Source organism: Bradyrhizobium sp. CCBAU 11430 (genome assembly GCF_028128855.1).
Classification (GTDB): Bacteria; Pseudomonadota; Alphaproteobacteria; order Rhizobiales; family Xanthobacteraceae; genus Bradyrhizobium; species Bradyrhizobium ottawaense.
Window position 1 is genome coordinate 31,315 of sequence record NZ_LBJV01000059.1, and the last position, 26,597, is coordinate 57,911.

At 60.3% G+C, this 26,597-nt stretch carries 25 protein-coding genes and 1 pseudogene; 9 read left to right on the plus strand and 17 right to left on the minus strand.

Annotation, left to right across the window (positions count from 1 at the left end; genetic code table 11):
* Positions 1-507: 507 nt before the first annotated feature.
* Both XI04_RS19070 and XI04_RS19075 read right to left on the minus strand, forming a co-directional pair.
* Positions 508-735 (minus strand): hypothetical protein, encoded by a 228-nt coding sequence (locus XI04_RS19070; protein WP_271596144.1) that lies wholly within the window; start codon positions 733-735, stop codon positions 508-510.
* 535 nt (positions 736-1,270) lie between these two features.
* Positions 1,271-2,437, minus strand: coding sequence for a hypothetical protein (locus tag XI04_RS19075; RefSeq protein ID WP_271596145.1), 1,167 nt, complete (start codon positions 2,435-2,437; stop codon positions 1,271-1,273).
* Positions 2,438-3,001: 564 nt separating this feature from the next.
* On the opposite strand from XI04_RS19075, the gene XI04_RS19080 reads away from it, so the two are divergent.
* Positions 3,002-3,232 carry a hypothetical protein gene (locus XI04_RS19080; RefSeq protein WP_271596146.1) on the plus strand — a complete coding sequence of 77 codons (231 nt, stop codon included), beginning with the start codon at positions 3,002-3,004 and terminating at the stop codon, positions 3,230-3,232.
* 17 nt (positions 3,233-3,249) lie between these two features.
* Here XI04_RS19080 and XI04_RS19085 read toward each other — a convergent pair whose 3' ends face one another.
* The 4 genes and pseudogenes from XI04_RS19085 to XI04_RS19100 all read right to left on the minus strand — a co-directional run bounded on the left by XI04_RS19085 (position 3,250) and on the right by XI04_RS19100 (position 5,197).
* A complete protein-coding gene (locus XI04_RS19085) occupies positions 3,250-3,522 on the minus strand; it encodes a hypothetical protein (protein ID WP_271596147.1) in 273 nt (90 codons plus the stop codon).
* 121 nt (positions 3,523-3,643) lie between these two features.
* Positions 3,644-4,372 (minus strand): SOS response-associated peptidase, encoded by a 729-nt coding sequence (locus tag XI04_RS19090; RefSeq protein WP_271596148.1) that lies wholly within the window; start codon positions 4,370-4,372, stop codon positions 3,644-3,646.
* A gap of 2 nt (positions 4,373-4,374) precedes the next feature.
* Positions 4,375-4,823 (minus strand): annotated as a pseudogene (locus tag XI04_RS19095) (hypothetical protein).
* Positions 4,824-4,831: 8 nt separating this feature from the next.
* Positions 4,832-5,197: a hypothetical protein gene (locus XI04_RS19100; protein WP_271596150.1), complete on the minus strand. Its 366-nt coding sequence runs from the start codon at positions 5,195-5,197 to the stop codon at positions 4,832-4,834.
* A 166-nt stretch (positions 5,198-5,363) separates the two neighbouring features.
* Here XI04_RS19100 and ku point away from each other — a divergent pair, with 166 nt between their 5' ends.
* Both ku and XI04_RS19110 read left to right on the plus strand, forming a co-directional pair.
* Positions 5,364-6,290: a non-homologous end joining protein Ku gene (gene ku, locus XI04_RS19105; protein ID WP_271608714.1), complete on the plus strand. Its 927-nt coding sequence runs from the start codon at positions 5,364-5,366 to the stop codon at positions 6,288-6,290.
* 191 nt (positions 6,291-6,481) lie between these two features.
* Positions 6,482-7,066: a tyrosine-type recombinase/integrase gene (locus tag XI04_RS19110; RefSeq protein ID WP_271623744.1), complete on the plus strand. Its 585-nt coding sequence runs from the start codon at positions 6,482-6,484 to the stop codon at positions 7,064-7,066.
* Between the two features lie 52 nt (positions 7,067-7,118).
* Here the strand turns inward: XI04_RS19110 and XI04_RS19115 are convergent, their stop codons facing one another.
* Complete coding sequence (locus XI04_RS19115) at positions 7,119-8,801, minus strand: hypothetical protein (protein WP_271596153.1); 1,683 nt, start codon at positions 8,799-8,801, stop codon at positions 7,119-7,121.
* Positions 8,802-9,232: 431 nt separating this feature from the next.
* Between XI04_RS19115 and XI04_RS19120 the strand changes: the two genes are divergently transcribed.
* Positions 9,233-9,931: a hypothetical protein gene (locus XI04_RS19120; protein ID WP_271596154.1), complete on the plus strand. Its 699-nt coding sequence runs from the start codon at positions 9,233-9,235 to the stop codon at positions 9,929-9,931.
* A gap of 96 nt (positions 9,932-10,027) precedes the next feature.
* On the opposite strand, the gene XI04_RS19125 is transcribed toward XI04_RS19120, so the two are convergent.
* The 10 genes from XI04_RS19125 to XI04_RS19170 form a co-directional block, all read right to left on the minus strand.
* Positions 10,028-10,429, minus strand: a complete 402-nt coding sequence (locus XI04_RS19125; protein ID WP_271596155.1) for a hypothetical protein — start codon at positions 10,427-10,429, stop codon at positions 10,028-10,030.
* A gap of 248 nt (positions 10,430-10,677) precedes the next feature.
* A complete protein-coding gene (locus XI04_RS19130; protein WP_271596156.1) occupies positions 10,678-11,370 on the minus strand; it encodes a methyltransferase domain-containing protein in 693 nt (230 codons plus the stop codon).
* A complete protein-coding gene (gene dcm, locus XI04_RS19135) occupies positions 11,367-13,442 on the minus strand; it encodes a DNA (cytosine-5-)-methyltransferase (protein WP_271596157.1) in 2,076 nt (691 codons plus the stop codon). The genes XI04_RS19130 and dcm overlap by 4 nt, the downstream gene beginning before the upstream one ends.
* Positions 13,439-14,464 carry a hypothetical protein gene (locus tag XI04_RS19140; protein ID WP_271623745.1) on the minus strand — a complete coding sequence of 342 codons (1,026 nt, stop codon included), beginning with the start codon at positions 14,462-14,464 and terminating at the stop codon, positions 13,439-13,441. The genes dcm and XI04_RS19140 overlap by 4 nt, the downstream gene beginning before the upstream one ends.
* Entirely contained in the window at positions 14,461-14,697 is a 237-nt protein-coding gene (locus tag XI04_RS19145; protein ID WP_271596159.1) for a helix-turn-helix transcriptional regulator, read from the minus strand. Before XI04_RS19145 ends, XI04_RS19140 begins: the two co-directional genes overlap by 4 nt.
* A gap of 141 nt (positions 14,698-14,838) precedes the next feature.
* Positions 14,839-15,603, minus strand: a complete 765-nt coding sequence (locus tag XI04_RS19150) for a hypothetical protein (protein ID WP_271623746.1) — start codon at positions 15,601-15,603, stop codon at positions 14,839-14,841.
* Positions 15,600-16,790 carry a tyrosine-type recombinase/integrase gene (locus XI04_RS19155; protein ID WP_271596161.1) on the minus strand — a complete coding sequence of 397 codons (1,191 nt, stop codon included), beginning with the start codon at positions 16,788-16,790 and terminating at the stop codon, positions 15,600-15,602. Before XI04_RS19155 ends, XI04_RS19150 begins: the two co-directional genes overlap by 4 nt.
* 351 nt (positions 16,791-17,141) lie before the next feature.
* Positions 17,142-18,257, minus strand: coding sequence for a L,D-transpeptidase family protein (locus XI04_RS19160; RefSeq protein ID WP_271608715.1), 1,116 nt, complete (start codon positions 18,255-18,257; stop codon positions 17,142-17,144).
* A 33-nt stretch (positions 18,258-18,290) separates the two neighbouring features.
* Positions 18,291-18,968, minus strand: a complete 678-nt coding sequence (locus XI04_RS19165) for a nitroreductase (RefSeq protein ID WP_038950243.1) — start codon at positions 18,966-18,968, stop codon at positions 18,291-18,293.
* A 155-nt stretch (positions 18,969-19,123) separates the two neighbouring features.
* Entirely contained in the window at positions 19,124-20,077 is a 954-nt protein-coding gene (locus XI04_RS19170) for a LysR family transcriptional regulator (protein ID WP_271608716.1), read from the minus strand.
* Between the two features lie 97 nt (positions 20,078-20,174).
* Here XI04_RS19170 and XI04_RS19175 point away from each other — a divergent pair, with 97 nt between their 5' ends.
* The 5 genes from XI04_RS19175 (at position 20,175) to XI04_RS19195 (ending at position 26,472) form a co-directional block, all read left to right on the plus strand.
* Positions 20,175-21,356 carry an MFS transporter gene (locus tag XI04_RS19175; protein WP_038950244.1) on the plus strand — a complete coding sequence of 394 codons (1,182 nt, stop codon included), beginning with the start codon at positions 20,175-20,177 and terminating at the stop codon, positions 21,354-21,356.
* 120 nt (positions 21,357-21,476) lie between these two features.
* Positions 21,477-23,048, plus strand: coding sequence for an amidase family protein (locus XI04_RS19180; RefSeq protein ID WP_038950245.1), 1,572 nt, complete (start codon positions 21,477-21,479; stop codon positions 23,046-23,048).
* A 263-nt stretch (positions 23,049-23,311) separates the two neighbouring features.
* Positions 23,312-24,613 carry an O-acetylhomoserine aminocarboxypropyltransferase/cysteine synthase family protein gene (locus XI04_RS19185; protein WP_038950247.1) on the plus strand — a complete coding sequence of 434 codons (1,302 nt, stop codon included), beginning with the start codon at positions 23,312-23,314 and terminating at the stop codon, positions 24,611-24,613.
* A 12-nt stretch (positions 24,614-24,625) separates the two neighbouring features.
* Positions 24,626-25,624: a homoserine O-succinyltransferase MetA gene (gene metA, locus XI04_RS19190; RefSeq protein ID WP_152102072.1), complete on the plus strand. Its 999-nt coding sequence runs from the start codon at positions 24,626-24,628 to the stop codon at positions 25,622-25,624.
* Between the two features lie 104 nt (positions 25,625-25,728).
* Positions 25,729-26,472 (plus strand): polysaccharide deacetylase family protein, encoded by a 744-nt coding sequence (locus tag XI04_RS19195; protein ID WP_038950250.1) that lies wholly within the window; start codon positions 25,729-25,731, stop codon positions 26,470-26,472.
* Positions 26,473-26,597: the final 125 nt, after the last annotated feature.

Below are 26,597 nucleotides of genomic sequence, written 5' to 3' on the forward strand. Positions count from 1 at the left end.
GTAGCAATCGTGTCACTCCGCATGAAGCGTGGGCAAGAAAACCGGCTTGTGACTCCGGTTGCGACAGCGACGCGGCAACTATTGCGTCCGCTGCGACGACGAGAGCCGGGGAGACATTTGGCTGCAATTGTGCGTCTTATCGGAGTGGCAGCGCTTGCTGCAACCGAACAGCCGGAGTAGGGGCGACTTCGTGTGGCCTGTGCGATAGCCCCACTACCACGCGTGATGTGCCGGACGAACTGCAGCAGTCCTGGGGGCAGTCCTTGCCCCATCGACGGGGGGCAACCTGATTTGCTGAGCTTCAGGACAATCATTTCAAGATAGGTCATCAAACGGCGACCTGATCAATTCGGCAGCTTTCGGCGCAAAAGCGGACCAACTCAGCACAGGCAACTTCAGCAACGGGTCACAAGCAGCACTTGAGCGATCGTCGCTTTATGTCCGCTCTGCCTGTCAAAGCAGACATCAGACCGTGCTCGGCTGAACGGCGGATCCGCAATTCCACGTTCAATATTGCGGCCGCTTCAGAAGCTCCGGCAGCCGAGAGATTGCGTTTGCAATCCGCCTCGCCTCCTCGCGCGAGAGAAAGTCGTTTGCGTATTGGTAGCTCCGCTGGTGCAGATCCTCGCGGTGCGGGACGGAGCAGATGAAGAAGCCGCTGGCGTCGAACACGCGGAAGCCGTCACCGTCCTCCTTCATCACCCAGGGAGCGGGAAAGCGCCGGAGGTTGTCCATCAAACGCGACGATGCGCTGGAGTGCCCTTCGTCGGTTTACCCGAGGCGTAGGTTGGCCGACTAGCCTTTTCCGTGCTGGCGAGCCGATCCCGCTCAGCGCAAAGACCTTCCACCTTTGACTGCATTCGGGAGAGGAGCGCTTCGGCCGAGGCAGTCGAGATACCGGCGCGCTGGAGCTGGAGGATCTCTTTGCGCTGCCTGCTGATCTGCGAGCGCATATGCTCGATCTCCGAGCGGAGGAATTCGAGAGTGGGCATGGTCCAACCTGGGATTTTTTCCACTAGAACGAAACAAGAACTCAGAGTCAAGCGCGACGGTGCAGTCTGGGAGGAGACTTGGACTGACGATCCGCGCAAACAAATCACAGGTGGCCGACTGGGTGGTAGCCCCCCTGGGGGTAGCTGAAATTGGGTCCCCGGAAGGGGTAGCACAGCAAGCAAGGATCCTTTGCTGCCAGGCCCTTGAACCTCTGCCCTTGTTCAAGGCTGTGAGGGAATGGGACCGCTCGATCTTCTTTTGATTACGCCCCAGCCAACTACTCATACGGCATCCAAACCGCATTAACGACTTTCACGGCTCCCATCACCGAACGAGCCGTTAGAATGAGTACATCCTTCGGGAGATGAGCAAAGCGCACCGGCACCGAATAACTTTCTTCATCTGATGCATACACGGGTCCGAAATTGCGTCCGTGACTGGATGCAACGGGGTGCCCGAAAACATAAGACGGCAGCCCCGCCGCCTGAACTGCAGGCAACATCTCGCTTAGGCTGGGGCCGTTTCGATTGCGCCTCAAATTACGAATAGCGCTTGAAGCGGCATCACACGAAATCTCTTCCAAGCCTGCCAAGGAGGCCTGATGGGCCGCAATACAAATTTCAATTGGTTGCGGAGGGAGCTTTCCTTGCATCACGTCCTGGCTGAGCATCAACTCACCCAACGCATCTAGTACTTGCGGACAACCGTTTCTAACTCGAGTCAATTTCGCTAACGCTACACGCGAGAGGGCATGATCCACCAGATCATTCTTTACGCTTGTAGACTGAGCTGCCAAGGCGGCGGCGAGTTCACGGAACGCCCGCGTATATGCTATGGGGATTGCCAACTGTCGTTTAATGCTAAGTTTCCACCCCGGGGGCTCCCGCTGAACGAGGTCATCTGAAGGCCTAAAGCTCGCGCGGACGGTGTCCGCCCACTTTTGTATCAATCGTTGAAAAGGGTAAGGACCAGGACACGAGGTGGTATCCGGACGGCAATCGGGCAAACTTATCTCTTGAAGGAAGTCCAGCTCACTCTCGTTGAAGCCTTGCTTGAGAAACCACGCGTGCTTTTCCCACTTGCTGCGGCCGTCCATGAAGTCGTGTAGCTGGGTGAGAATCTCATCCCAAGTTCGCGGCTTTCCCTTGGCCTGGGCTAAAAAGATCTCATAGGTCGCTTTTGCAGTTTCTCGAGCATCAGTATCGCGCCACATGTAGGTGAGATCAGCCAGATGGCACGGCCAACCACCACGCGAGAAAGAATGTCCCCACCCTAGTTTGCGATCGCATGGGGGATCTGGGAAGTCCGGAACGCCCTGATGGGACCAGCTGTCCTGCAAAGCATGAAGGTATTTTCCAAGATCGCGAAAGCTTGATTCGTCATCGGCAAGCGACGGCGCTGGGTGAAGGTTGCCGCCTCTTTGTACTTGGCCCGGCACAACCATTCGGATTTGCGGATCGCCAGGGACCCCCCTCAGAGATGGGAAATGATGATCGTGTACCTCGCTTGAGCCGGTGGGATCCGAGCCTGAGCACGCTGACAAGAAGGTGCTTTTAACGGGCTCCGTGGCTGAACTGTCGTCGACCCCTTGGTTTCCCTGGGCAATCCACAATGCTTGCGCACGCGAAAACCCAGCCTGTTTTGCGAGCCAAAGAGTGAGTCCGTAATGAACATCGCTTTCCCAAGCGGCAACCGGCCGAGCAAAAAGGAAGCTCCCAATCAGAATCACTAGAAGTCGTAGTTTTAGCTTGCAATTGGAGTGGGTCATTACGTTGAGTTGGGTCCGCACGGTTGTAGAACTGGCAGACTACTCGGCATCAACGCGAAATCGCAAGGTGGTTCTGACGTCCGGAGCGACGCTTAAAGGTCGACTTGGTGGTTAGGCTGGTTCGCTCGTCAGAACGCAGCCGACCATTTTTTGATGTTATGATAAACCGAAGTATCGCTTGCTCCGTCGGGCAAAACAGTGGTTGATAGGGTGCTGGTAGTCGACATGGGAGCCAGCATCGTGGCCGATGAACAGGAAACGTCTTCAGAGCTATCGAAGATAGCCAAGCTCAATGGAGACTTCAGGAGGAATTACGGAACACTGCTTGGAGCCTTCCTGTATCTGCGCTCGATCAGCGCCGCACGCGGACGTTCTTGGTTTTGGGCCGGTCTGGTTTCAATCGTTTTCTCGGCCGCGATGACCTGGCTGGGGAAAAATGGCTTGTCATGGCTATTCGGCGGAGTCCCGTGAATGGGCGACGCTCGGCTTCAGCCACCACCCTCGGGAGGACACTCGGGGCAAGTGTCGCCAATCGACTCCAGCACGTCCCGAACCGCGACCACGGCTTCATCCGGAGACAGTCCCGCCGGCGGATACTGCTCCGCGATTTCTAAGGCTTTGTCGCGAGCGTGCGGGTCGGCACGTTCCCGCATCCAGCCGTGCTCCTCGCACTCACGAATTGCCCCGGCGTCTTGCAGCACCGAGATTGCCCATCCACGCAGGCTCCGGATCGTTGGCCGTTTTTCTCGTGTCATCAGCATAAGAGATGGCTCCTGCGGACGAATCCCTTCATCCCTCGGTCGTTCCGCGCGCTTAGCACGGGTCAGGGATTCCGAATCGCTGAGACTCCGGCTTGTCCACCTGTTCCGCGGGCCTGCGGAACTACGCAGGGGCCGCTGGATCTTCTTTCTCGCCAGTGGCGACGATCTTGAGCGCGCCGCGCGGAAGAGGTCGCTGCAACGCCTTGGCCTCCTCCCAGGGGGCACATAGCCAGACGTCGTATTCTTCGGCTGTCGTCAGGATCACCGGCATCGCTTTTGGGTGGACGCGTTTCACCTCCGCATTCGGTTCGCAAGTGAGAAAACCGAATACATCGGCGGTCACTTCGCCTTCCTTTGCCTTTCGAACGGACGTCCAGTTCGTCCAGATGCCCGCGAAGGCGACGAGGGGCCGAGACTCCTCGAGGGCGAACCAGACCGGCACCTTCTTACCTTCGATCGTGTCGTATTCGGAAAACGACGTCAGCGGAACGAGGCAGCGATTGTCCGGACCGAGCCATCGCTTCCAGTGTGCGCTACTCACATTCCGAATGTTGGTTGTGCCGCTATCCGGCTCCATCCGGAGCAGCTCCTTGAAGTCGACCGTTTTGCCCTTGGCTTCCAGCTTTTCAGCTCGCTTCTTGGTCGCGTCCATGAGCGCCTTCTGCGACGATGGCATGCCCCAACGAGCCATGACGATCTCTCGTCCATCCGGTGCATTGCGCACTATCGGCGCTGGGTAGTCCGGAAAGATGCCCGGCATGCTGGGCAAGTTTCCGACGTTGTTGTTGAGCGCGCCGAACAGCTGACGGATCGCGTCCACGTTCTTTGTCATCGAATAGAGATTGCACACGTTCAGGTCTCCGGAGCTGCCCGGCGAGGACTGGGTCTCAGTTGCAGGAGTGTGGCAGCCGGACGTCGCCCGGCCATAGCACAGTTACTGCAGCGAAGCCGGCTCGCACGTCGTGGATTGATGTGGTTGGCGGATGCCGCAGAGCGGCAAGGTCGACATCCCGCTTGGTCTTGCAGCGCGAGCATTGAATCTCAAGCGATGAGTAGCCGCCGTTGATCGCTTGGTCGATCGTGGGGGACGGATCGATCGGCCCGCCATCAGCCCACATCTTCTCGTTCCAAGATTCGCACAGCAGCTTGTCAGCCTGGCGGATGAGCGCTTCGCCCTTAGCGCGGGCTTCAGCCGACTGCGACCCGAGGATCGTGGTCATCGCGCGGGCCTTGCTCAGCTCTTTGCCGAGTGCCTTTCGATCGCCGCCGGAGAGGGGTGTCGGATGATGCTTGGGCGCCATCGGCCGGCCTAGTCGAACGTTGGCCAGCAGCCATCCTCTTCGTAACGGCCCGTCCGCTGGGTGCAGGTGTTGTCCAATAGTCGTTGGCCGACCTCCTTCCAGAGCGCGTCCGCGCCGTAAAGGCGGGTGGCGTCGACCTTCTGGATCTCGACCAGCCTGCCGCATCGGCTGCAGCCAACCCGCAATACGTGGTGCGAGATCTGGCACAGCCGCAACGCCCCTGCGGAGTGTCCGGGCTTCGTCTCCACACGACCGTCATCCAGAAGAGCTTGCCAATATTCTGGCGGCAAATCGGCCTCTGGAGCCAATCCATGCTCCGCCGGCACGTTTCGGCGGACGGCGGCCATCTTTTCCATTTGCTTCATGGTCGGCATGCGCCAGCTCGCGGGTCGGTCAGTCATGTCCAATTAGAACATAACAAGAACATAAGAGTCGATCCCTCATCAGAAAAAATGATCCTACTGGGGGGCCCGGGCGCGTCGGAACTCGGTGCCTTGGTTCGTCTTGAATCTGAAGTCCCGCAACTGGAGTTCCGCGTACATGGCACCGCGCGCCAACTGGAAAGGCTTCCTGCGATTGTCTCTGGTGACCTGCCCGGTGGCGCTCTACCCGGCCACGTCCGAAAGCGAAAAAATCTCGTTCAATCAGCTCAACCGGCAGACCGGCCACCGCATCAAGTACCTGAAGGTGGATGCGGACACAGGCGACGAAGTGCCTAACGAGGACATCGTCAAGGGCTACCAGATCGAGAAGGACCAGTTCATCGAGGTCACCAAAGAAGAACTGGAGGAGGTCGCGCTGGAATCCACGCGCACGATTGAGATCGATGAGTTCGTGGACAAGTCCGACATCGATCCGCGTTACCTTATCCGGCCCTATTACCTTCGCCCCGACGGCAAGGTCGGTCACGACGCCTTTGCCGTGATTCGCGAGACCATCCGAGAGATGAATAAGGTCGCGATCGGGCGGGTCGTGCTGACCAGTCGCGAACACATCATCGCGCTTGAGCCGATGGACAAGGGTCTCGTCGGCACGCTGCTTCGGTATCCATACGAGGTGCGCAGCGAGCAGGAGTACTTTGACGAGATCCAGGACGTCAAAGTCACCAAAGACATGCTCGATCTCGCGCGGCATATCGTCAATCAAAAGGCCGGCCGCTTCGAACCGGAAAAGTTCGAAGATCAGTACGAAAGCGCGCTGATCGAACTCATCAATCAAAAGCGGGCCGGCAAGACGATCACACCAAAGGAGCGTCCCCGCGGTGAGAACGTCGTTGATCTGATGGACGCGCTGCGCAAGAGCGTTGGTGGCGCTGCGGCGGAAACCAGGGCTGAGAAGCCGGCCAAGAAAGCGAAGAAGAGGGCGGCCGGCCAGAAGGAAATGCTGATGCCGATCGAAGGCAAAAAGCCGGTGAAAGAAGCCACAGCGAAGAAGCCGACAGGAAGGTCACAACGTAAGTCCGCTTGAAGACTGCCCTCGGGGCCCGGGGGGTAGCCGAAATTGGGTCCCCTGAAAGGGTAGCACAGCTCGCGAAACAACGTTTCGAGACTGGACTTCTGCGTGGCAGTGGACCCGAAGCCATCAGCATGTACGAATGATCTGGACCGATTACAGTCCAGCGTCCTGTTAGCCGTCGATCCGGCGTCTGGAGGACGAAAATGGGTTTGGGGAAGCAAGCGAAGACGCTGAGTAAGGGGCAAGCCGAAGCCACGCTCGCTTATCTTTCGACCACCAGATACCCAGAGCGAAACAGGCTGATCTTCCTGCTCTCGGCAAAGGCCGGACTCAGGGCCAAGGAGATAGCTCGGCTGACTTGGCGGATGGTCTATGATGCTGCAGGCCAGGTCGGCCATGCCGTCCACCTGACCAATGATGCGAGCAAAGGTACGTCCGGCCGCGTGATTCCCATGCATCCGGAAGTTAGGGCGGCGCTCATTGCTTACCGACAGACCATGACCAGGACACCCGGTGACTACGTGATCGGCACCGAGCGAATGTCTTCGACGTCGCCGCAGACCATCGTGAACATGTTCCAACGATGGTATCAGCATCTGGGCTTCGTCGGCTGCTCCAGCCACAGCGGCCGAAGGACCTTCATCACCGGAGCGGCGCGAAAGATTTCCACTGTGGGCGGATCTCTCAGGGACGTCCAGGCTCTAGCTGGACACTCCAATCTGCGAACCACCCAGCAATATATTGAGCAGGATGTCGATGCCCAGCGGAAGGTAATCCAGCAGTTGTGAAGCCGCAGTCATGGACAGGCGATACAGTTTGAAGGCAAGCTCGATCGGCGGATCAACGCTCCGAGCATTCAAGCTGAACCTTTCCGATAGCTTCGTAGTCGAGAAGCAGACCGGGAAATGATACGTCTGTCCCGAAAACCGAGATGGTCTGCCGAGTCCAACCGCGAGACGTGCGAGCCACGATCTCGTCCAAACTCTTGGCCGCGAGCGAAGGCACATCCAACAAGTTCGCGTTGCTCTCTTGGATCATTCGCCTCGACACATGAGTCAGCAGTGGAGGGTTGAGTGCTGCGATACCTTGAAGAGCTGACCATGCCGAGGACGTTCCAAATGAAGAGCTGGCTAAAACGGCGGACGCCCACTTCGCGTTCGCGATGTCCAAACCAAATGTGTTGCAAAGTATGGCATCTTTTTCTGAAATTGTTTGACTGTCGAAAGCTGCTAGCTGCCTTATCGCGTGAAGCGAATTCGTCTCAACCTGTCGTGTCATCCGTGCGCCCTGAGGTGGTATAGGCGCTTTGGCCTGAACGTGAAGGGCGGTATTGGTCTTAGGACTATAAGCGAGCAAATCAATCTCGCCGTGTTTCCACACCACATTTTTCCGGACTACTAATCCTCCTATGCACGAGAGTGCCTTCCCAGCGCGATCAAGCAGCGCTACTTCAAGCGACGATGATACATACTCGTCGAAGTGTCGCTTGTTCGTCTTGTTCGCTACATAGACGATGTTGCGCTCGCCTAACATTATAAGCAGTCCGCGGGGGCTAAAAAGAAATGCATCTCCTATTTGGACGATAGGAGCGAGATATCCGTCGCCGGAGATGCATTGGCCGGTTCCAAAGGGGGTGTCTGTGAAGACACTTAGAATGCGATCTACCCTGCTATCGCTCACCCCAGCCAATTCGCCGATCAAGGACCGTACAAAACTCACTTTCAACAATGGCGACGCCCACTCCATACATTCCTTTTGCCAATGCTCGGCGTCATTCGCTGCCCCAATCGCCTTCGACTCCGCCGCTGCAGCCATACCAATGCACCAAGAAGCGAGCGACATAAGTGCTGCCCGGACTCTTAGGTAATCATCACGTTCAAAGTCAAAGGCTTTGAGGTAATCGGCCGAAGAAAGCAGCTCCCGTTCGTAAATGCTTGCGAAGTGATGGCGATAGCTATCCATGAGTAGTGGGAGAAAGTCCTCCGCGACGAGCCGCGGCCAATCGCTCGACATCTTTAGAAGTGTGGAAACGCGAAATGGAAATGGTCTCTCGAGAAACGGAAGAGCCATTTCAGACGCGATCACGTCGCATTGCTCGTGGTGAGAGAATTGGGGGCTCGGATGAACAAGTTCAAACCCTCGTTCCGCGTGTTCGACTCTTAGATATCCGTTGCGCACCATAGGCATAATCTCACAGAAATGAGCATAGCCGAGCGCGGATTGAATTTCGCTGATGCTCTGCTCGTCTAGCGCGCCCAAAGCGTCTGCCAGACTCTCGCCAATTTCCGAGCTGCTCGACCGCATGAACGGCATCAAGTACGACAGGCGGCTGAGAATCGTAGCCCCACGCTCTATGTTTGGCTGACCGTGTCCGCTAAATCGGCCCCCGCTGAAGTCTCGATCTGCTGCGAGAAATATCGCGGAGAGTATCGAACGCAAAGGCTGCTTCCATAGCCGCAGTTGACTGGCTTGCACGTCAGCCGTCGTTTCGAACTTAAACAGCAGGTCATCCGGAGTAGACATATCAGTGAGCCACGGGTGCTAGAAAGTGATTCGAAGCGTACCATCGCGATCAACGGATCCTCAATTAGTGCAGAGGCCTACGTTAGACCACGGCAAAGTATCTCCGCTAAGCATTGTTGCCGGCGTATACCTCAAACGCTCGTTGAGCTTCTATCGCATTTGCGCGCGATCCGAGGCTGTCCATCTTGAATGGGGCAACAAGATTTTAGCGTCCACCGAGACGCCTCCTGGACAATCCTTTCACAACCATTCTCCTAAGCGACGAGTTTGAAGCGTTGATCCGCGTAGATGAGTAGCTCTGTTGCTAATTGAGTTAGCAAAAAAGATAGCGCGGGCCTACGTTTTCGGGGCCTCGGGAAGATAAATACCTCGCAGGCATTTGCGTCTTGTTGGATGGCCACCTGAGCATACCTGCGACCCGGAGTGTACAGATGCCACCGATCACGGAGGGCATATGGTCTTCTATTACCAAATTACAGACCGAGCTCGAATATCCAATTCATCAAACGGAGCCTGAACGAGACATTGATCTCATCCAATCCCTTCATCCTTCTCCCGTCCCCTTCAAGCAACGTTTCCCCGCCCACCGATCCCTGCAATTGATGATCGGCGGGTACTCGTGGCTGGTATCCGACCGGATGAAAGACGGGTGGTCGGCATATCTCGTGACCTTCGTATTTGATCATCTCCGCGGTCCACGTGCATCCGTCCTTGGTCAAATGCTAGATGAAGTCCTACGAGTTTACTCGACATTTCTGACTAGGACACACCGCAAGCCGAAGACCGTCCCCACCCACCAGCTTCCCCTTATGATCGCGGTCGCGGACCTACCCGTTGCTAAGTCCGTCCGCTCAAATGAGCCGACCTCCTGCAATGGCGGCCTGCATTTCCATGCGGTCCTGTTGGTGCCACCGATCACCCGGTTGAAGGAGCCCGTAGCTCAGCACTTCAACGACCAGGCGGACTTGTATGCCGGGCTTAAGAAGCTGGTAGCTCGCATCCACGTCCGCCCGATAACCAGCACGCCGGAATACGTGGTCGACTACGTGTTCAAGACGGTTCTCCGCGGGCGAATTTCCTATGACAATGCCGTGCTGGTCCTGCCGCGTGCGAGCGGCGAGGTCCAATGAGCCAGCTGGCTCGCATGACCTCTCGCTCGTCTTGAACGGGCCGCATGTAAACGACCTTAAACTGCGCAGTATTCAGCGTTCTCCGGTGGTGCCCGTCTAGGCGGCCGATTTCAGGGCTTCAGAATCGACCTGCTCGAGCCGAAAGGTGCACCTTTTGGTGTCCAAGGCAACGACGCGCATGATGACATTCCGCGCCGGGTAGCAGTCGATCGTCCGGGAGGGGTTGGACGGATCGCGGACGACCATGACCACCCTGACGAGGCCCTCGCAGTGATCGACGGCATGCTGGAGATGAAGAAAGAAGAGCCGCTTGGCCCCGCCGTCGGCCCAATCGCTCGTGTCCGATTTCTCATAGACCATGCGTCCACCAGGTCCACGAAACCCGTCCCTCCACAGGCTGACGGCGACCATCTTGCGGTCGACCGACACGCCGGACCACTGAGTCATCGGGTTACTGAGCGGGGTGCCGTAGTAGCTGAATGCTGATTTCCGTTTCATCCGAGTCTCTCCTTCCTATCAAGACAGTCGTGTGAGCAAAAAATCCTAGGGCCGAGCGGAGTGGCTCGGAACGTTCGGAACTTTACGCACACCTTCAGGCGGAGCAACACCTCAGTGTGGGAATTAAGCAAGCAGAATCCCTCGATTAAAGCCCACGACTGCTTCGCTAACGGCTAATCATTCTTGCGGTGGTGACTGGCCCTCGACGAAGCGGTTTTACTCGGTAAAAACATTGACCCTGCGTGTTGCTATATGAGGGCCACGAGAGCCACGAACATATGCCCTCGCCAATACGGCTCCACGTCACGGAAGCCCGCCAACTCAAGAGACCTCCGCAGCTCGCGCTCGGTCATCCTAGTCATCTGGCCGCGGAGTCTGCTCTGCTTTGCCAGGATCTCGTCCGCGGTGAAGCCCTGCCTGCGCTTGAAGTCCATGTAAGCGGCCTCCGCGTCGCTTTCCTGACGCGACGTCTCGGCCAACGTCTTCTCCGCGATGAGGAGCGCGCCCCCTTCCACCATCGAACCCCGGATGCGCTTCAGCAGGGGCAGCTTGCAAGCGGGACGCAGGAACATCAGCGTCATGATGCAGCACGCGAGCGAGACGTTGTCGAACGGGTGCGTCAGCGCGTTGCCGACCTCGCAGCGGAAGTTCATGAACGAATGCTTCTCCCAGCAGGGACGGAACCGCGGCTCAACGTCGATGCCGAGGTAGTCCACGTCCGGACGCGCCGCGTGGTTCACCCGCCGGATCGCCGCCAGAGTCCGCCCTGTCGAGCAGCCGACGTCGACTACGGTAGTCCCCCGCTGGACGTACGTGACGGATCGGTCGACGGTGTAATCGACCAGCTGCTGGAAGCCGGGTATCGACGCGCGGATATGCGCATCGAAGGTTTCGGCGTAGTCTCCGAAGGAGAAGTCTTTCTTGGGCCGGCGCTTAGTCATTTCATGGTCTCTTTGTAGGGCTTCAAGATCTTTCGGTAGATGCTCTCGGCAATTGCTTCGGCCACGAAGGGAGTGACCATGCGGCATATTCTTTCCGCCGCTTGCCCAAGCGTGCCGGTGAGCGCGTAATCATCGGGAAGGCCGGTTAGGCGCTTCAGTTCGGGGATAGTGAACTTGCGGTCGTGCTCCGGATGGATCGCGCCGGCCAATCCGCTCGGTTGCTGCCCCGTGACCGTCAGCGTCGGCGCGGGCAAGTCGTAAGAGCACCGCGTGAGCGTGTAGTTGCCGGTGACCTCAAGGCCCACGTGGTTGGGCCGCAACAGCCGGGGCGGGTTCTTCGGCAGCCTGGCGGCGGCCGTCGCGATCGTGGTCGTCCGCGCAGAAACGATCCACGGGCGCACGTCTTCGCGTGACTGGTTCAGATCAGTGAACGCATCTCGAACGGTGGTGCCGGTATGTGTCGGGTTGGGAAACAGCAACGACGCCGCGAACTCGCTCGTGATCCCGACGGCTTCGGCGACGTCCTTGCGAATTGCCAGGACGAAAAGCCGGCGTCGGGTCTGCGGAACGCCGAAGTCGTTCGCGGACAAGACGCGCCATGTCACGACGTATTCTGCGGTCAGCATCTTGAGCAAGGCATTGAATATCGCTTCTCCGCGGGAGGCGAGCGCAGGCACGTTCTCCATCACGACGACCTTCGGGCGCGCGATCAGCGCGAACCTCGCGAACTCGAAGGGCAGCATCGAGATATCCTTTTGGGTCCGGTCCGAGTACGCTTTCAGCACGCCCGGCTCCGTTGGTCCGTTTCCGGCCGTGCTGAACTCGGAGCACGGCGGAGATCCGTCGAGCAGGTCCAGCTCACCCACCATTAGGCCGACCGTCATCAGGAAGGCGATGATGTTCGCCGGATCGCGAACGATGTCGCGGATGTCCCTCTTATCGATGAATGTCCCCGGAAAATTACGGAAGTAGGTGCGAGCAGCTTCCGCAACGAATTCGTTGATGGCCCGAACGTCTCCCCCGGCGAGCCTGTACCCCATCGAGGATCCGCCACCTCCCGCGAATAGCGACACGACCGTGAAGCGCTTGCGCAAGGACGCTTCGTGCACCTCGGCCATCGTCGGACGACGGACGCTTACACCCTGAGCTTCGATAACTATCGCTTTGCGAAGCGGTGAAGCCGCAGCGAGTTCTTCGAGGTATTGATCAGGGTTTGCCAGCACTTCCGCTGCCCATCGCTTGCAGAGCGCGCTCACGCTCGTGTACTTCGTCTCAAACCGATTGATGATGGGATCGTCCACCAATGTCTTAAACAACTCGTGGACACCTCCGCCCTTTTGCAACTTGACGCCTTTCGCGACCAGACCTGAGGGGAGGCGACGAAACACGTCGGCAAAGATCTTCCTGATGACGGGCTTGTCCATCGGTGACAGCTCGTCATGGGAGAACTGGCGAAGGAAGCGGCGTACCGATTCGGCGGCCGAAGGGTCGATCAGCCGTTTTCCGAGTGCCTCAGCGATCCGGGTAGCGAACCAAAATGTGTCGGGCGAGTCGGCCGCGTCCGACCTCGCATACTTTGCGTCACGCAAGCCGTCGAAGTGCACTTGCAGTTCGGCGCGCGAGAGCCCGGCCCGCTTGAGCCGGGCCATCTCCAGATTGTCTTCCCGCGTATTGCCTAAGTGATCGTCGAAGTTCCAGCCTGTCAAAACTTCGGCTTCTGCAATTTCGGGGATCACGTGAGCGATCGGGTATGTGACTTCGAACTGGGTCTTCTTCGAGCAACCGTGTTGGATCGCTAGCCGCAGGAAGGCCGCTCTCAATCCCGCGGTCGGCACTCGAACGATCCGAAGCGGCCAGCCCATGTGGCGGGCTATCGCTTCTGCCGCTGGCCGCTCAACCGAAGGAATACCGTCTAGTTCATAGGTGTAGGCGACTACTTCTTTGCCAACCTCCTCACAGCTATAGCCGACGATCAAGCTGTCAGCGCCGCCAGACAGCAGGAGGGCGACGCGACTGCAGGAACTCCGCGCAAGAATTTCGTGGCGGAAGATAAAGCGAAGATCTTCACTCATCGGACGGTCGGCCTTTCTGTCCAGTTCTCGTCTCCGATGAGGGTCGACCAGCCGTCCGCCCGCGTTTGCGCGAACAACTGAACCTTGACGGCACAGTTCGGAAAGAAGGATTCGGCGAGCACCAAGACGCTATTGCAGGGCGTAAAGCCTAACAGGGGGCGGGGCCGGAAACTCCCCCGCTTAGCGACCACAATAACTTCGCGGTTCGTGATTTCGGGCTGTTGCACCGGGCTCTCGAAGAAGAGCCCCTGAGGTGCGCCGAATCCCATCAAAGGCATCAGTGTCCGCTCGATGGTCCCCATCATGAGGATAGGGATGATCGCGACGAAGCCGGCATCGTCAGCCGGAGGCGGACGGCGCAGGCACTCGTCCAATGCGTCCGAGCGCGCATATTCGTTCGCGAAGAAACGCGCGTCCTGTGTCGTCAAACGAAGCGCGAACAGCTCAGCCGAGCCGTCGATCTGCGGGGCCGGCTGCGACTCATGTGCAGTACCCTGCGGCGGCTTTGCGGCAGCTCGCACCTTGATCACGTCATCTCGGGTCACTTCCGTCCGCTTCGCCAACTCGTCGACTGCTCGGTCGGAACCCACCTCTTCGATCAACAGGCAGATCTGATAGATGATAGAGTAGTGAGCTGGCAGGAGAGGCAGGAGCGACTGCTGCAGAAGTGTTTCGGCATGGCGGCCGATCTTAGCCAACATGGCCAACTTACCGTTGGTCTTGAGCCGCGCAAGGACGTCGTTGTCCGAGAGTACCCGCCTGGCAACGAGGCGTGTCAGAAACGCATTGAGCATTTCGGGCTGTTCGGCAAAAGAGTTCAGCCCGGCGTTCAAATGAAAGCAAGCGATTACGAGCGATTGGGCAGCGTCGGCCCAGTACTGGGCGACCGTGTCAGCGGCAACTTCTGCATCCATTCCGGCGAGAGCTGGCCCGTGAGGCGAAGCATTGTCGCTGGAGCTGGCGAGGACCCTTCCGGCAAGACGCCGCGCCCGGTCCTCTGAACCGCTTTCCGCGAGGCTCATGGCTTGTCCGAAGTCCGTGAGCCAGCGTTAGCTCGGGGAATGCCTTCCTCGATGAGCCTGCAAATATCTTGCTCCTTCCAGAGAACAAGCCTTCCGCCCAGCCGAACGGGAGGCGGAAAGCGGCCGGATTTTACACCGGCCCACCATGTCGAGCGGCTAATTTGGAGGGGGCCTAGAGGCTTGATGATCGATTTGAGCCGGCAAAGACCGCGCCCGGAGAATGAAGATTCCATTGCCGTTCCTTAAGGGGCTGAGCGCAGTGGCTCGGAACGGTTCGGAAATTTACGCACACCTTCGAGCGGAGCAACACCTCAGTGTGGGAATTAAGTTCGCATAATCCCTCGATTAAAGCCCACAACTCTTTCGGTAACGGGCTAGATCATCCTCTTAGGAAATGGACGATCGTGCTTGTCGCGATCCATGATGTAATCCCTTAAAACGGTATCTACCGTTGCTTCAGCAATCTGCCGATCCGCAATCTGCATCATCATCCAGACGTAATGCTTCGATGTGACCGTTGCAGGGTCGTCACGTATCATTCGCTTCTCTGACCGCGTAATCCTTTGGCCGTGCTGAGCGTAAAAGATATAATCGAGATGGTGGATCAGATCATATACGGGACCGTATGATGGTTGACCCCTTCCGCGAGTGTGGCGCTTCTCCAACGAAGCCAAAATGATGTCGGCTCCTGAAATGCGTTCACAGAAAGCTTCAAGCTCCTTTCGTTGTTCAAGGGGACTTATCTGGCAATGCGCGACTCGGCCTTTGAAGACGTCCTCTTGAATGATGAGCTTCAACAGTGACTGCCTTGCAGCTTCCAACTTGCTTCGGGATTCAGTGATCTCTTTCTTCGCGTTAGGCGCAGCCGATTTATCTAGCCTTTCGGTCCAATATCTCCTCAGCGCGATATTGAGTTCGAATCGAGCGCTTGTTCGAAACTTTGTCTTTGACTGAATCTCATTCCACTGGTGCTCGGTGAGGTATGCGTAGGGAATGCCTAGCGCTTGCTCGAGCCTAGCGTTCAGCTTCCGGCCAGAGGCGACGCCGCTCGTTATTTGAGCCTTGACTAAGTCGTCCTCCGACATCGCTTCAGGCTCACGGGGGGGAGCTTTTGGTTGCTTCGATCTCTTGATGTTCATCGACAATTGATCGCCTGAGCCTGAATGTATTCTTCCCAAGCGATCATCAGTTCAAGTCGCTTAGAGAATAGGTCACCTCGGCGATAGGCGGCTTCGGTCTTGTCTTTGATCGAGTGGGCCAGCGCCATCTCGCATACCTCTCTAGGGAAATTCGTGCATTCAGCTGCCCAGTCTCTAAAGGCTGAGCGAAAGCCGTGAGCGGTGAAGTTAGCCTCCATTCTTCGGAGCATCATCAAAAACACCATATTCGACATGGGTTTGCCAGGGGCGCGGCCCGGAAAGATCAATAATGAACCGTCGCTTATCTCGCGAGCGGATCGAAGTAGTGACGCAGCTCGCGGCCCCAGTGGCACACGATGTTCCCGGCCCGCTTTCATCCTCTCTGCCGGAATGGTCCATACTGTTGTCTCGGAGTCGACCTCGGACCATCCGGCACGCAAAACTTCATTCGTGCGAGCCGCCGTCAAGATCAAGAACTCGAAAGCGAGCCGAGCAATTTCGTTTGTGGGGACTTCCGGCAGTCCCCGCACGAATTGCGGTACTTCGGCGTAAGGGATTGCGCTGAAATGACCGCGCTTTTCATTCTGGCGAGGTAGGCCCTTGCCAACGCCTTCGACCGGGTTGTCACCACTTCGATGACCTGCAGCCTTGGCCCAATCCAAAACGACTGATATCCGCTGGCGGACGCGGCGGGCAGTCTCAGGTTTGGAGAGCCATATCGGCGAAAGGGCGCGAAGCACGTCTGAGGTCTCGATCCGGTCGACCCGCTTGTCACCCATGTCGGGGAAAGCATAGGTGGACAAGCTCTTCAGCCACTGCGAAGCGCTCTTCCCATCCTTCCAACCCGCTCGTCGCTGCTCCAGCGTGGTCCGAGCGGCTTCCGCAAACGTGGGTACGGTCGCTTGCGCTGAACGCTTGGCGGCGATCGGGTCACCGCCTTCACGCGCCAGCTTCCGATAATCGATCGCTTTGTTTCGAGCTTCTGCTAGCGTGACGAGCCGCAGGCTGCCGAGACCCATGTCCCTCCTCTTGCCATGGACGACCGTCCGCAGCACCCATCGTTTTGCGCCGGACTCATCGACGACGAGGTAAAGGCCGTTCCCGTCAGCATATCGGCCGGGTTGGGAAAGGCTATTGATCCGAACGGGGGTAAGGGCCTTTTGAGGATGCTTGCGCCGGGTTTCCATACCACAATCCATACCACAAAAAATTTCGGATTGGGACGGCTTTTCTTGGACCTTGCTGGACGTCAGGTTGACTTAAGAGATTGAGTCGATTGGCCTAGTTGAACTTCAATGGACGCTCATGGACACTAACAATAAGGACACTCTCTCCGCCAGCCTTCGCAAACAAAGTTTGCGCAAGGCTGTCGCGCCGAAGCCCGCGGGGCGGAGGCGGACTCGTTGCCGTTTGCTTTGGTTCAGCAAGCCGGGACGAACTTTTTTTCGAGGTCTCCGCTCCGACGCCGCCAGCATTCCCTGGACGGAATGCCGATGCCATCCTCTTCTGATGATCCACCGCGGACGCCGCACGAGCGTTCAGCACCGACCTGACGGGAAGCCGACACGCGTCGGATTACACTCCGGCAGCTTGTCCAACGAGCTGCCAAACCATCTACTCGCCAACGAGCCATCATTGTCGATCCAGGGGATCGGTGGCAATTGCGGCAGGTAGGATGCATACGGCATGACTTTCGCAAGCGTCACTCTGCCCGGAAATTGTGTGAGGAATGCCTTGTTCATTCCGCCGTCCAGTCCGCTGTATATCGGGGCAGCCGGAACGTTGTCTTCAAGCAATCGCGCGTATTCGAGCTCGTCGGAGCGCCTCTTCTCCAGCGCCCGCCGCGCGATTTCCGGATTGACGACGAAGGGGGGACATTTTTCGGTAGGGTTGAACACTGGAGGCGACGGCGAATTCAGGGGAGGTCGCGCATCGAACACATAGCGGCGGTCGCACACATCCACCCTTGGTTCGAGTCGCGTCGTCTCGAAATGATCGTTGCCGATCTTGAGCATTTTCCAGAAGGCCAGGTTGGGGCTATTTCGATGCCGCGCCAGGTTTGCCGGCGTCAGGCGGAACGGATAGGCCTGGACCTGGAACGACGGCCGGCCGCCGAGGAATGAGTCGCGTGCCAGCGAATAGATTTCGCTGATCTGTTCGTCGGTCATGGCATAGCAACCGCTCGACCAGCAGTCGCCGTGGATCATGAGGAAGCTGCCGTTGCGCTTGTTCGCCTTGTCGAACGTGTTGGGAAAGCCGAGGTTGATCGAAAGATGGAAGTTGGAGTTGGGATTCATCAGCTCGGGTGTAATCGTATAGAACCCTTCCGGAGCCTGTCGGTCGCCCTCGTACAATTTCGGCCCGAGATCGCCCGACCACCGACAGATCGGATAGGTTTTGAGGATCTGGAAATGGCCGGTCGCGTCCTGCTTCCAGACCTCGAGCTCGGCCTCCTCCTTGAACAGGCGCACGACGATAGGTGAATATTTCGGCATCTTCTTCTGTTCGAGCAGCGAGAGCAGCTCAGCGGGTAGTTCCCTCGTTGCCTTGGCTGGCAACGGCTTGCTGCTTTCGCCAAGACAAATGACCGGCGTCAAGGCAGTGGCAAAAGCCGCCGCCAGCACAAGTACACGTCGGACCATGGCGCGGATCAATGCTGTGCCTCCAGCCCTTCCGACCGCACGCCGCTACGTCTCGAAACCGACGAACACCGTCGCTTCCTCGACGGACTTCCGCTCCGACACCACGGCATTCGCCGGAAAAGTTTCATCCGGCCAGCCCAGCGCGATGCTTTTCATGATGACTTGATCGTCGGCTATGCCCGCGTGCTCGCGCACCACGGGGGACTGCATGATGCCCTGGCTGTTGATCACGGCGCCGAGCCCGCGCGACCACGCGGCATTGACCAGGGCGGTCGCCACGGCGCCGCAGTCGAAGGGCGTATCGTCGCTACCGTCAAGCACGCGATCATAGGTGATGATCACGCAGACGGGCGCGTCGAACTGGCGGAAGCCGCGCAGCACCCAGTCCTGGCGCTTTTCCGTGTTGTCGCGCTCGATTCCCATTGCGGAGAATAATTGCTTGGCGACGCCGACCTGCCTGTCACGGTGCTTGCCTGCAAAGGCCTGGCCCGTGCGGAACTCGCGCGACTGCGGGATGCCCGCCACCATCCGTTCGGTGTTGCCGGCGCGGATCCGATCCAGCGGTTCGCCGGTGATGACATAGAAATTCCAGGGCTGGGTGTTCATCGACGAGGGAGCGCGCATCGCCAAACCAATGATTTCCGCAATCAGCTCCTTGGGTACCGGATCGGGTTTGTAGCCGCGGATACTCCGGCGACCGAGGATGACGTCATCGAACTGCATTTGTGTGGAATTCCCCTGACAAGCTCTGAAACAGTTAGGACTTTCGCGGTTTCGGCACCCTCGCGCAAGCGTCGGCGGTGCGTCCTCAACGGTCCAGCCACGCGGAACACGATCGCATCAGTCTGGATTGACTGACGCTCTCTCCGCCATCAGCCTCATCCCGCCAGTTTCCACCTCCCATCCCCCGCCCGCTTCAGCGCGGGATCGCTCACTCGTACATGCTCGGCAAGGAAATCGATGAACGCACGGACGCGTGCGGGCAGGGAGGCGGTGTGGCCGACATAGACGGCGTGGATGTCTTCGCGGTCGCCGGGATTGTAGTTCTGCAGCACCGGCACGAGGCGGCCGGATTCGATGTCGGGGCCGATATGGAAGAGCGCGAGGCGGGCGAGGCCGACGCCGCCCAGCGCCAGCCGGCGGGCGACTTCGCCGTCGCTGGCGCGTGCGACCGGCGGCGGCACGGCTTCCTCGGTGCGATCGCCGCGCCGGAATGGCCACCCGCCGCGGATGCGCGGAAAGGTCCAGCCGATGCCGCGGTGCTCAGTGAGATCCGCCGGCGTCCTGGGCGTGCCAAAGCGCGCCAGATAGTTGGGGGTGCCGACGACCACCATGCGGCTGCTGCCGAGCTTGCGCGCGATCAGGCGGGACGCTTTCAGAGGCCCTACGCGGATCGCAACGTCGGCACGCTCCTGCATCAGGTCGACCAGCGTGTCGGTCAGCACGAGATCGAGCGTGACCTCGGGATGCTGTTCCAGGAAACGGGGGATCAACGGCATCATATGCAGCATGCCGAACGGGATGTTGCAGTTGACCGTGAGGCGGCCGCGCGGCGCCGCGCCTGACGCCGCCTCGCGCTCGGCTTCCTCCATCTCCGCGAGGATCCGCACGGCCCGCTGATAGAACGCCTGGCCTTCCTCGGTCAGGGTCAGCTTGCGCGTGGTGCGGTTGACGAGGCGCGAGCCGAGGCGGGCTTCCAGTCGCGACATCAGCTTGCTCACGCCCGACGGCGTCAGCCGCAGCTTTCGCGCGGCCTGGGTGAACCCGCCGAGATCGACGACGCGGACGAAGACCTCCATCTCGGCGGAGCGGTTGGTGTCGAAGCGGGCCATGTTGAATTCACGTCATAAATGATTGGATTGAGGACATTCTAATGGTTTTGCACGGGCACGGCTATCTGTGGCTCGTCTCATCCATCGGAGCCCACGCATGCCTCCCGCCGTCCTCGCGCTCACCGCCGGTGCCTTCGGCATCGGCACCACTGAATTCATCATCATGGGCCTCTTGCTCCAGGTCGCCGCCGACATGCATGTCTCGGTACCGGTCGCGGGCCTGCTCATCTCCGGTTATGCCCTCGGCGTGTTCGTCGGTGCGCCCGTCCTGACGCTGGCGACGCGGCGGATGCCGCGCAAAACCGTGCTGCTCGCGCTGATGGCGATCTTCACGCTCGGCAATGCGGCCTGTGCGCTGGCGCCGAACTACGAATTGCTGATGGCCGCGCGGGTGCTGACCTCGCTTGCCCACGGTACTTTCTTCGGTGTCGGGTCGGTGGTGGCGACGAGCCTCGTCGCCGAGGACAAGCGGGCCTCCGCGATTTCCACCATGTTCATCGGTCTCACCGTCGCGACGTTGCTGGGCGTGCCCTTCGGCGCCTGGTTCGGTCTGATGCTCGGCTGGCGCGCGGCGTTCTGGGCCGTGACGGTCATCGGCGTGATCGCCTTTGCCGTGGTTGCGGCCCTCGTGCCCGGCCATGTCGGCAACGGCGACAAGCCGGTCTCGCTTGCCGAGGAAGTATCGGTGCTCGGCCGCCCGCAAGTGTTGCTCGGCCTTGCCATGACCGTGTTCGGCTTTGCCGGCCTGTTCGTCGTCTTCACTTACATCCAGCCGATCCTGACGCGCTTCACCGGCTTTTCGGAAGGCGCGGTGTCGCCGATCCTGCTGGTGTTCGGCGTCGGCCTCGCGATCGGCAACGTTGCCGGCGGCAAGCTCGCCGACCGGGGCCTCGCCGGCGCGCTGATCGGAACGCTTGCCGCGCTCGCCATCGTGCTGCTTGGCCTTGCCGCCGTGCTGTCGGTCAAGATCCCGGCGATCGCGCTGATCCTGCTGCTGGGTATCGCCGCCTTTGCGACCGTCGCCCCGCTCCAGCTTCGCGTGCTGGAAGCGGCCGGCCCCAGCGGCCGGACGCTCGCCTCCAGCCTCAACATCGCCGCGTTCAATCTCGGCAACGCGCTTGGCGCCTGGGCCGGCGGCGTCACCATCGACCGCGGGCTCGGCCTCTCGGCGCTGCCTCTGGTCGCAGCCGGCATCACCGCTGTCGGTCTGGTGCTGGCGCTGTGGAGCCTGCGGCTCGACCGCGCGCCGGCGGCCGTCGCGGCCTGCCCCGCGGAATAGCGCAAGCGGCGCGATCGCGGACAATTCGCCGCGTCGCGCCGTTGGCCCATGCAGAAAACGCACCTGTACACATCCTTTCGCCATCCGTAACTTCCTCGGCGCAATTTCAGGAGGTGCGACGTGGCGAAGAAGACGGCCAAGAAGACTGCCGAGAAGAAGACAGCTTCGAAGAAACCGGCGAAAACCTCCAGCAAGACCAGCGCAAGCCGCAAGGCCGTCGTTGCAAAGAAGGCGAAGAAGGCCGCGCAGCTCAAGCCGGCTTCATCGCGCCGTCCCAAGGGACCGGCCTGGCAGTGGTCGGCGGTGGAGACCGCGGCTGCAATCCGCTCCGGCGCAATCTCCGCAGTCGAAACCGTCGAAGCGCATCTCGAACGGATGCGCGCCGTCAATCCGAAGCTGAACGCGATCGTCGTCGATCTCTCGGAAGAGGCGTTGAAGGCGGCGCATGCCGCGGACAAGCAGCGCGCCAAGGGCGGCGAGCTCGGCCTCCTGCACGGCGTGCCCATCACCATCAAGGAAAACGTCGATTACGAGGGGCGGCCGAATTTCAACGGCGTGCCCGCCAACAAGGACCTGGTCGCGCCGTCGGATGCGCCGGTCGTGCGCAACCTGAAGAAATCAGGCGCGATCGTCATTGGGCTCACCAACACACCGGAATTCTCCTTTCGCGGTTTTACCGACAATCCGCTGCACGGGCTGACGCTCAATCCCTGGGATCCCAATATCACCTGCGGCGGCTCCTCGGGCGGTGCGGGTTCGGCGGTCGCCGCCGGCATCGGCACCATCGCCCATGGCAATGACATCGGCGGCTCGCTGCGCTGGCCCGCGCATTGCAACGGTGTCGCCACCATCAAGCCGACGCAGGGGCGCATCCCCGCGTTCAACGCGAGCGCAACGGCCGAGCGGCCGATGCTGGCGCATCTGATGTCGGCGCAGGGGCCGCTCGCGCGCCATGTCGCGGACGTTCGCCTTGCACTCGAGGTGATGAGCCGGCGCGATCCGCGCGATCCCTGGTGGGTGCCGGCGCCGCTGGTCGGCGAGAGGCCGAAGGGGCCGATCAAGGTGGCGCTGGCCAAGATCCCCGAGGACATGGAGGTCGACCCCTCCGTACGCGCCGCACTGCGCCAGGCCGCCGATCATCTCGAACGTTCCGGCTATCGCGTCAGCGAGGTCGAGGTGCCCGACATCAACGGCGTCTGGCAGACCTGGTGCGACATCATCACCAACGAGACCGTGGTGATGCAGGAGGCCGGCATGCTGAAGGTCACCTCCGAGGACTTCCACAAGGCCTGGGGCGGCATGAAGGCCAAGGCCAATGTGCTCGATCTCAAGGCCTGGATGCAGGCGACCGCCGCGCGCAACGGCCACATCCGCGCCTGGCAATTGTTCTTCGAGGAGTACCCGGTCGTGCTGGCGCCGACCACGGTGAAGCCGACGCCGGGCCCGCGCGAGGATACCGTCAGCGCCGAGCGCGTGCGCGAGATCTTCTGGGGCGAGATCCGCTTCATCTCGGCGATCAACGTGCTGGGCCTGCCCGGCGCCGTGGTGCCGGTGGCCGTGCACGACGGCAAGCCGATCGGCGTGCAGCTCATTGCCGGGCGTTATCGCGAGGACCTCGCGCTCGACGCGGCGGCCGCGATCGAGAAGCGCGCCGGCGTGCTCGCGCATCGGCTGTGGGAGAGCATGGTTTAGTCCATGATTGTCGCCGCATTGGCGGCGCCATCTTTCTCCGCAAGGAGAAGGCATGGCGCCGCCACGGCCGTGCAGGTCGCACTTCGTTAATCCGCTTTAACCCGAATTCCGGCCAATTCGCCGACAAGCATTAGGGTTACTTCCTCGATCTCTAAGCGAATTATTGTCCGCTTTACCACCCGCCTCTAACACGGGGGCGGCGGACAACGCACATGCCTCATACAGGCCAATAAGTGCGGCCCGCCCCACGCGGAGGTGGCACGATGCGCAACGAGACGATCGCTATTCACGCCGGCTACGAGCCCGAAGCGACCACGCACGCGGTCGCCGTGCCGATCTACCAGACCGCGGCCTACGCTTTCGATAGCGCCGATCACGGCGCGGCGCTCTTCAATCTCGAGGCCGAAGGCTTTCGCTACAGCCGCATCGCCAATCCGACCAGCGCCGTGCTGGAGAAGCGCATCGCCCAGCTCGAAGGCGGCGTCGGTGCGCTTGCGGTTGCGACCGGACAGGCGGCGCTGCATTTCGCCTTCGTCAACGTCGCCGATCACGGCGGCAACATCGTTTCCGTGCCGCAGCTTTACGGCACCACGCACACGCTGCTCTCACACATCCTGCCGCGGCAGGGCATCACTGGCCGCTTCGCCGAGAGCGACAAGCCGGAGGCGGTCGCGAAGCTGATCGACGAGAACACCCGCGCGGTGTTCGCCGAGACCATCGGCAATCCCGCCGGCAATGTCTGCGATATCGAGGCGCTGGCCAAAATCGCGCATGCACATGGCGTGCCCCTGATCGTCGACAACACCGTCGCAACCCCGATTCTGCTCAAGCCGTTCGACTACGGCGCCGACATCGCCGTGCACTCACTGACAAAGTTTCTGGGAGGCCACGGCACCACGCTCGGCGGTGCCATCGTCGATTCCGGGAACTTCCCGTGGGCGAAATACGCCGATCGCTTCCCGGCCTACAACAAGCCCGACGCCTCCTATCACGGCCTCGTCTATGCCGAGCGCTTCGGCAAGACCGCCTATATCGAGCGCGCGCGCAGCGTCTATCAGCGCACCATGGGCTCGGTGCTGTCGCCGTTCAACGCTTTCCTGCTGCTGCAGGGCATCGAGACCGTGGCGCTGCGCATGGAGCGCCATGTCGAGAACGCGCGCAAGGTCGCCGAATTCCTCCGCAAGGATCCGCGCGTTGCCTGGGTCAATTACACCGGCTTTCCCGACAGCCCCTATTATCCGCTGGTGCAGAAATATCTCGATGGCAACGCCTCGTCACTGTTCACCTTCGGCATCAAGGGCGGGATGGAGGCCGGCAAGTCCTTCTATGACGCGCTGAAGCTGATCACGCGCCTCGTCAATATCGGCGATGCCAAGTCGCTGGCCTGCCATCCGGCCTCGACCACCCATCGGCAGATGTCGGCAGAGCAGCAGCGCGTCGCCGGCGTGCTGCCGGAAACGATCCGGCTCTCGATCGGCATCGAGCATGTCTCTGACATCATCGAGGACATCGACCAGGCGCTGGACAAGGCCTGCCTCTCGGCGCGCCTCGAGGCCGCGGAGTAGGCGGCGGCGTCAATGACGATCTTGATCGACAGGGATCAAGTCATATCGAGCCCGGCGCTGGTGCCGGCCGAGCGCGATCTCGCGCGCGATCACGGCGCTGAGCTCACGATCGGGCTCGTCAACAACATGCCGGATCCGGCGCTGAAGGCGACCGAGCGTCAGTTCTTGAAGCTGCTTCAGGCGGCGGCCGGTCCGCGCCGCATCCGCTTCCATTGCTTCTCGCTGCCCAGCGTGAAGCGCTCGCCGGAGGCGAAGTGGCATGTCGAGAGCGAATATTCCGACCTCTCCGATCTGAAGCGCCAGAAATTCGACGGGCTGATCGTGACAGGCGCCGAACCGGTTGCGCCCGAGCTCGACCGGGAGCCTTATTGGCGTGACCTCGCCGACCTCATTGACTGGGCCAAGGCCAACACGCGCTCGACGATCTGGTCGTGCCTTGCCGCGCATGCGGCGGTGCTGCATCTCGACGGCATCGAACGGCGGCGGCTGCCTGCCAAATGTCACGGCATCTTCGATTGCGACGCCGTGACGAGCGATGCCCTGACGCGTGCCGCGCCGGCGCCGCTGAAGGTGTCGCATTCGCGCCTCAACGAGCTCGCGGAGAGCGACCTGGTGCAGGCCGGTTATCAGGTGCTGACACGCTCGGCGGAGGCCGGCGTCGACGTTTTCGTTCGCCAATATGCCAGCCGGTTCGTGTTCTTCCAGGGGCATCCGGAATATGACGCGCTGTCGCTCCAGCGCGAATATCTGCGCGACATCGGCCGCTACCTTGCGCGGGAGCGCGAGAACTATCCGCGCCTGCCCGTGAGCTATTTTGACGCAGCGACGGAAGAGAAATTGGTCCGCTTCGAGAAGAAGGCGGCGCACCAACGCCATCCGGCGCTCACCAACGAACTGCCCGGTCTGAATTTGCGCGCCGATATCGGCGCCGGCAGTGCGGCCGCGGTGCTTTTCCGCAATTGGTTGCAATATCTCAGTGTGGAAACCGAAGCGCCGGCCCTTGCGCGTTAGCGAAGGATATTGGTTCCGCGTTAGGATTACCCAGGCGTTAGGCTTGCCTCGACCAGCGCGCGAATGTTTCAGTACAGATATACGGAATCACGGGAAACGCAGTCGTGTGGTCGGCACTCCAGGGACGCGTGAGCAATCGGCTGGCCCGGCATTTCCGCGCCGCGCCGCACCGGCTGCCCGCGCATGCGCCGATCGTGAGCTTCACCTTCGACGATGCCCCGGATAGCGCCGCAGGCGAGGGCGCCGCGCTACTGGAAGAGCATGGCGGCCGCGGTACGTTTTATCTCGCCGGCAGCCTGATCGGGCAGCCGTCGGACCATTGGCATGGCCTGTCGGACGATGCGATCGTGCGGCTTCACCGCGCCGGTCACGAGATTGCCTGCCACACCTTCTCGCACCAGAGCTCGGCCAATCTCGACGAGGCCGCGATGGCTCGGGAGATCGAGCGGAACCGCACCTATTTTCGCAGCATCGATTCCTCGATCAATCTGGAGAACTTCGCCTATCCCTATGGGATTGCCTCGGTCTGGCGCAAGCCGCAGCTCGCCAAGGCCTTCCGTTCTGCGCGCGGCATCCTTCCCGGCGTCAACAGCGACGTCATCGATCTCCAGTTCCTGCGTGCGTCGCCCTTGGTCAATTGTGAGATCGACAAGGCAGGCGTCGATCGCTATTTCGACGAGGCGGTGGCGAGCGGTGGATGGCTGATCTTCTACGGCCATGACGTCGCGGACGCGCCGAGCCCCTATGGCTGCACGCCGGACCTGATGCGTCATGCGCTGGAAGCCGCCGGACAGCGCAACATGCCGATCGTGACGGTCGCAGAAGCGCTGCGCAGGATCGGGGCGTAGGGCTTATTCACCTCTCCCCGTAGGAATGGGGAGAGGGAGGAAGCAGCCGCGCCTCGACCCTCAAACGCTCTTGCCACGCCGACGCCAGCATGCGACTGGCCTTGTGACGAATCTCTTGGCCTTGT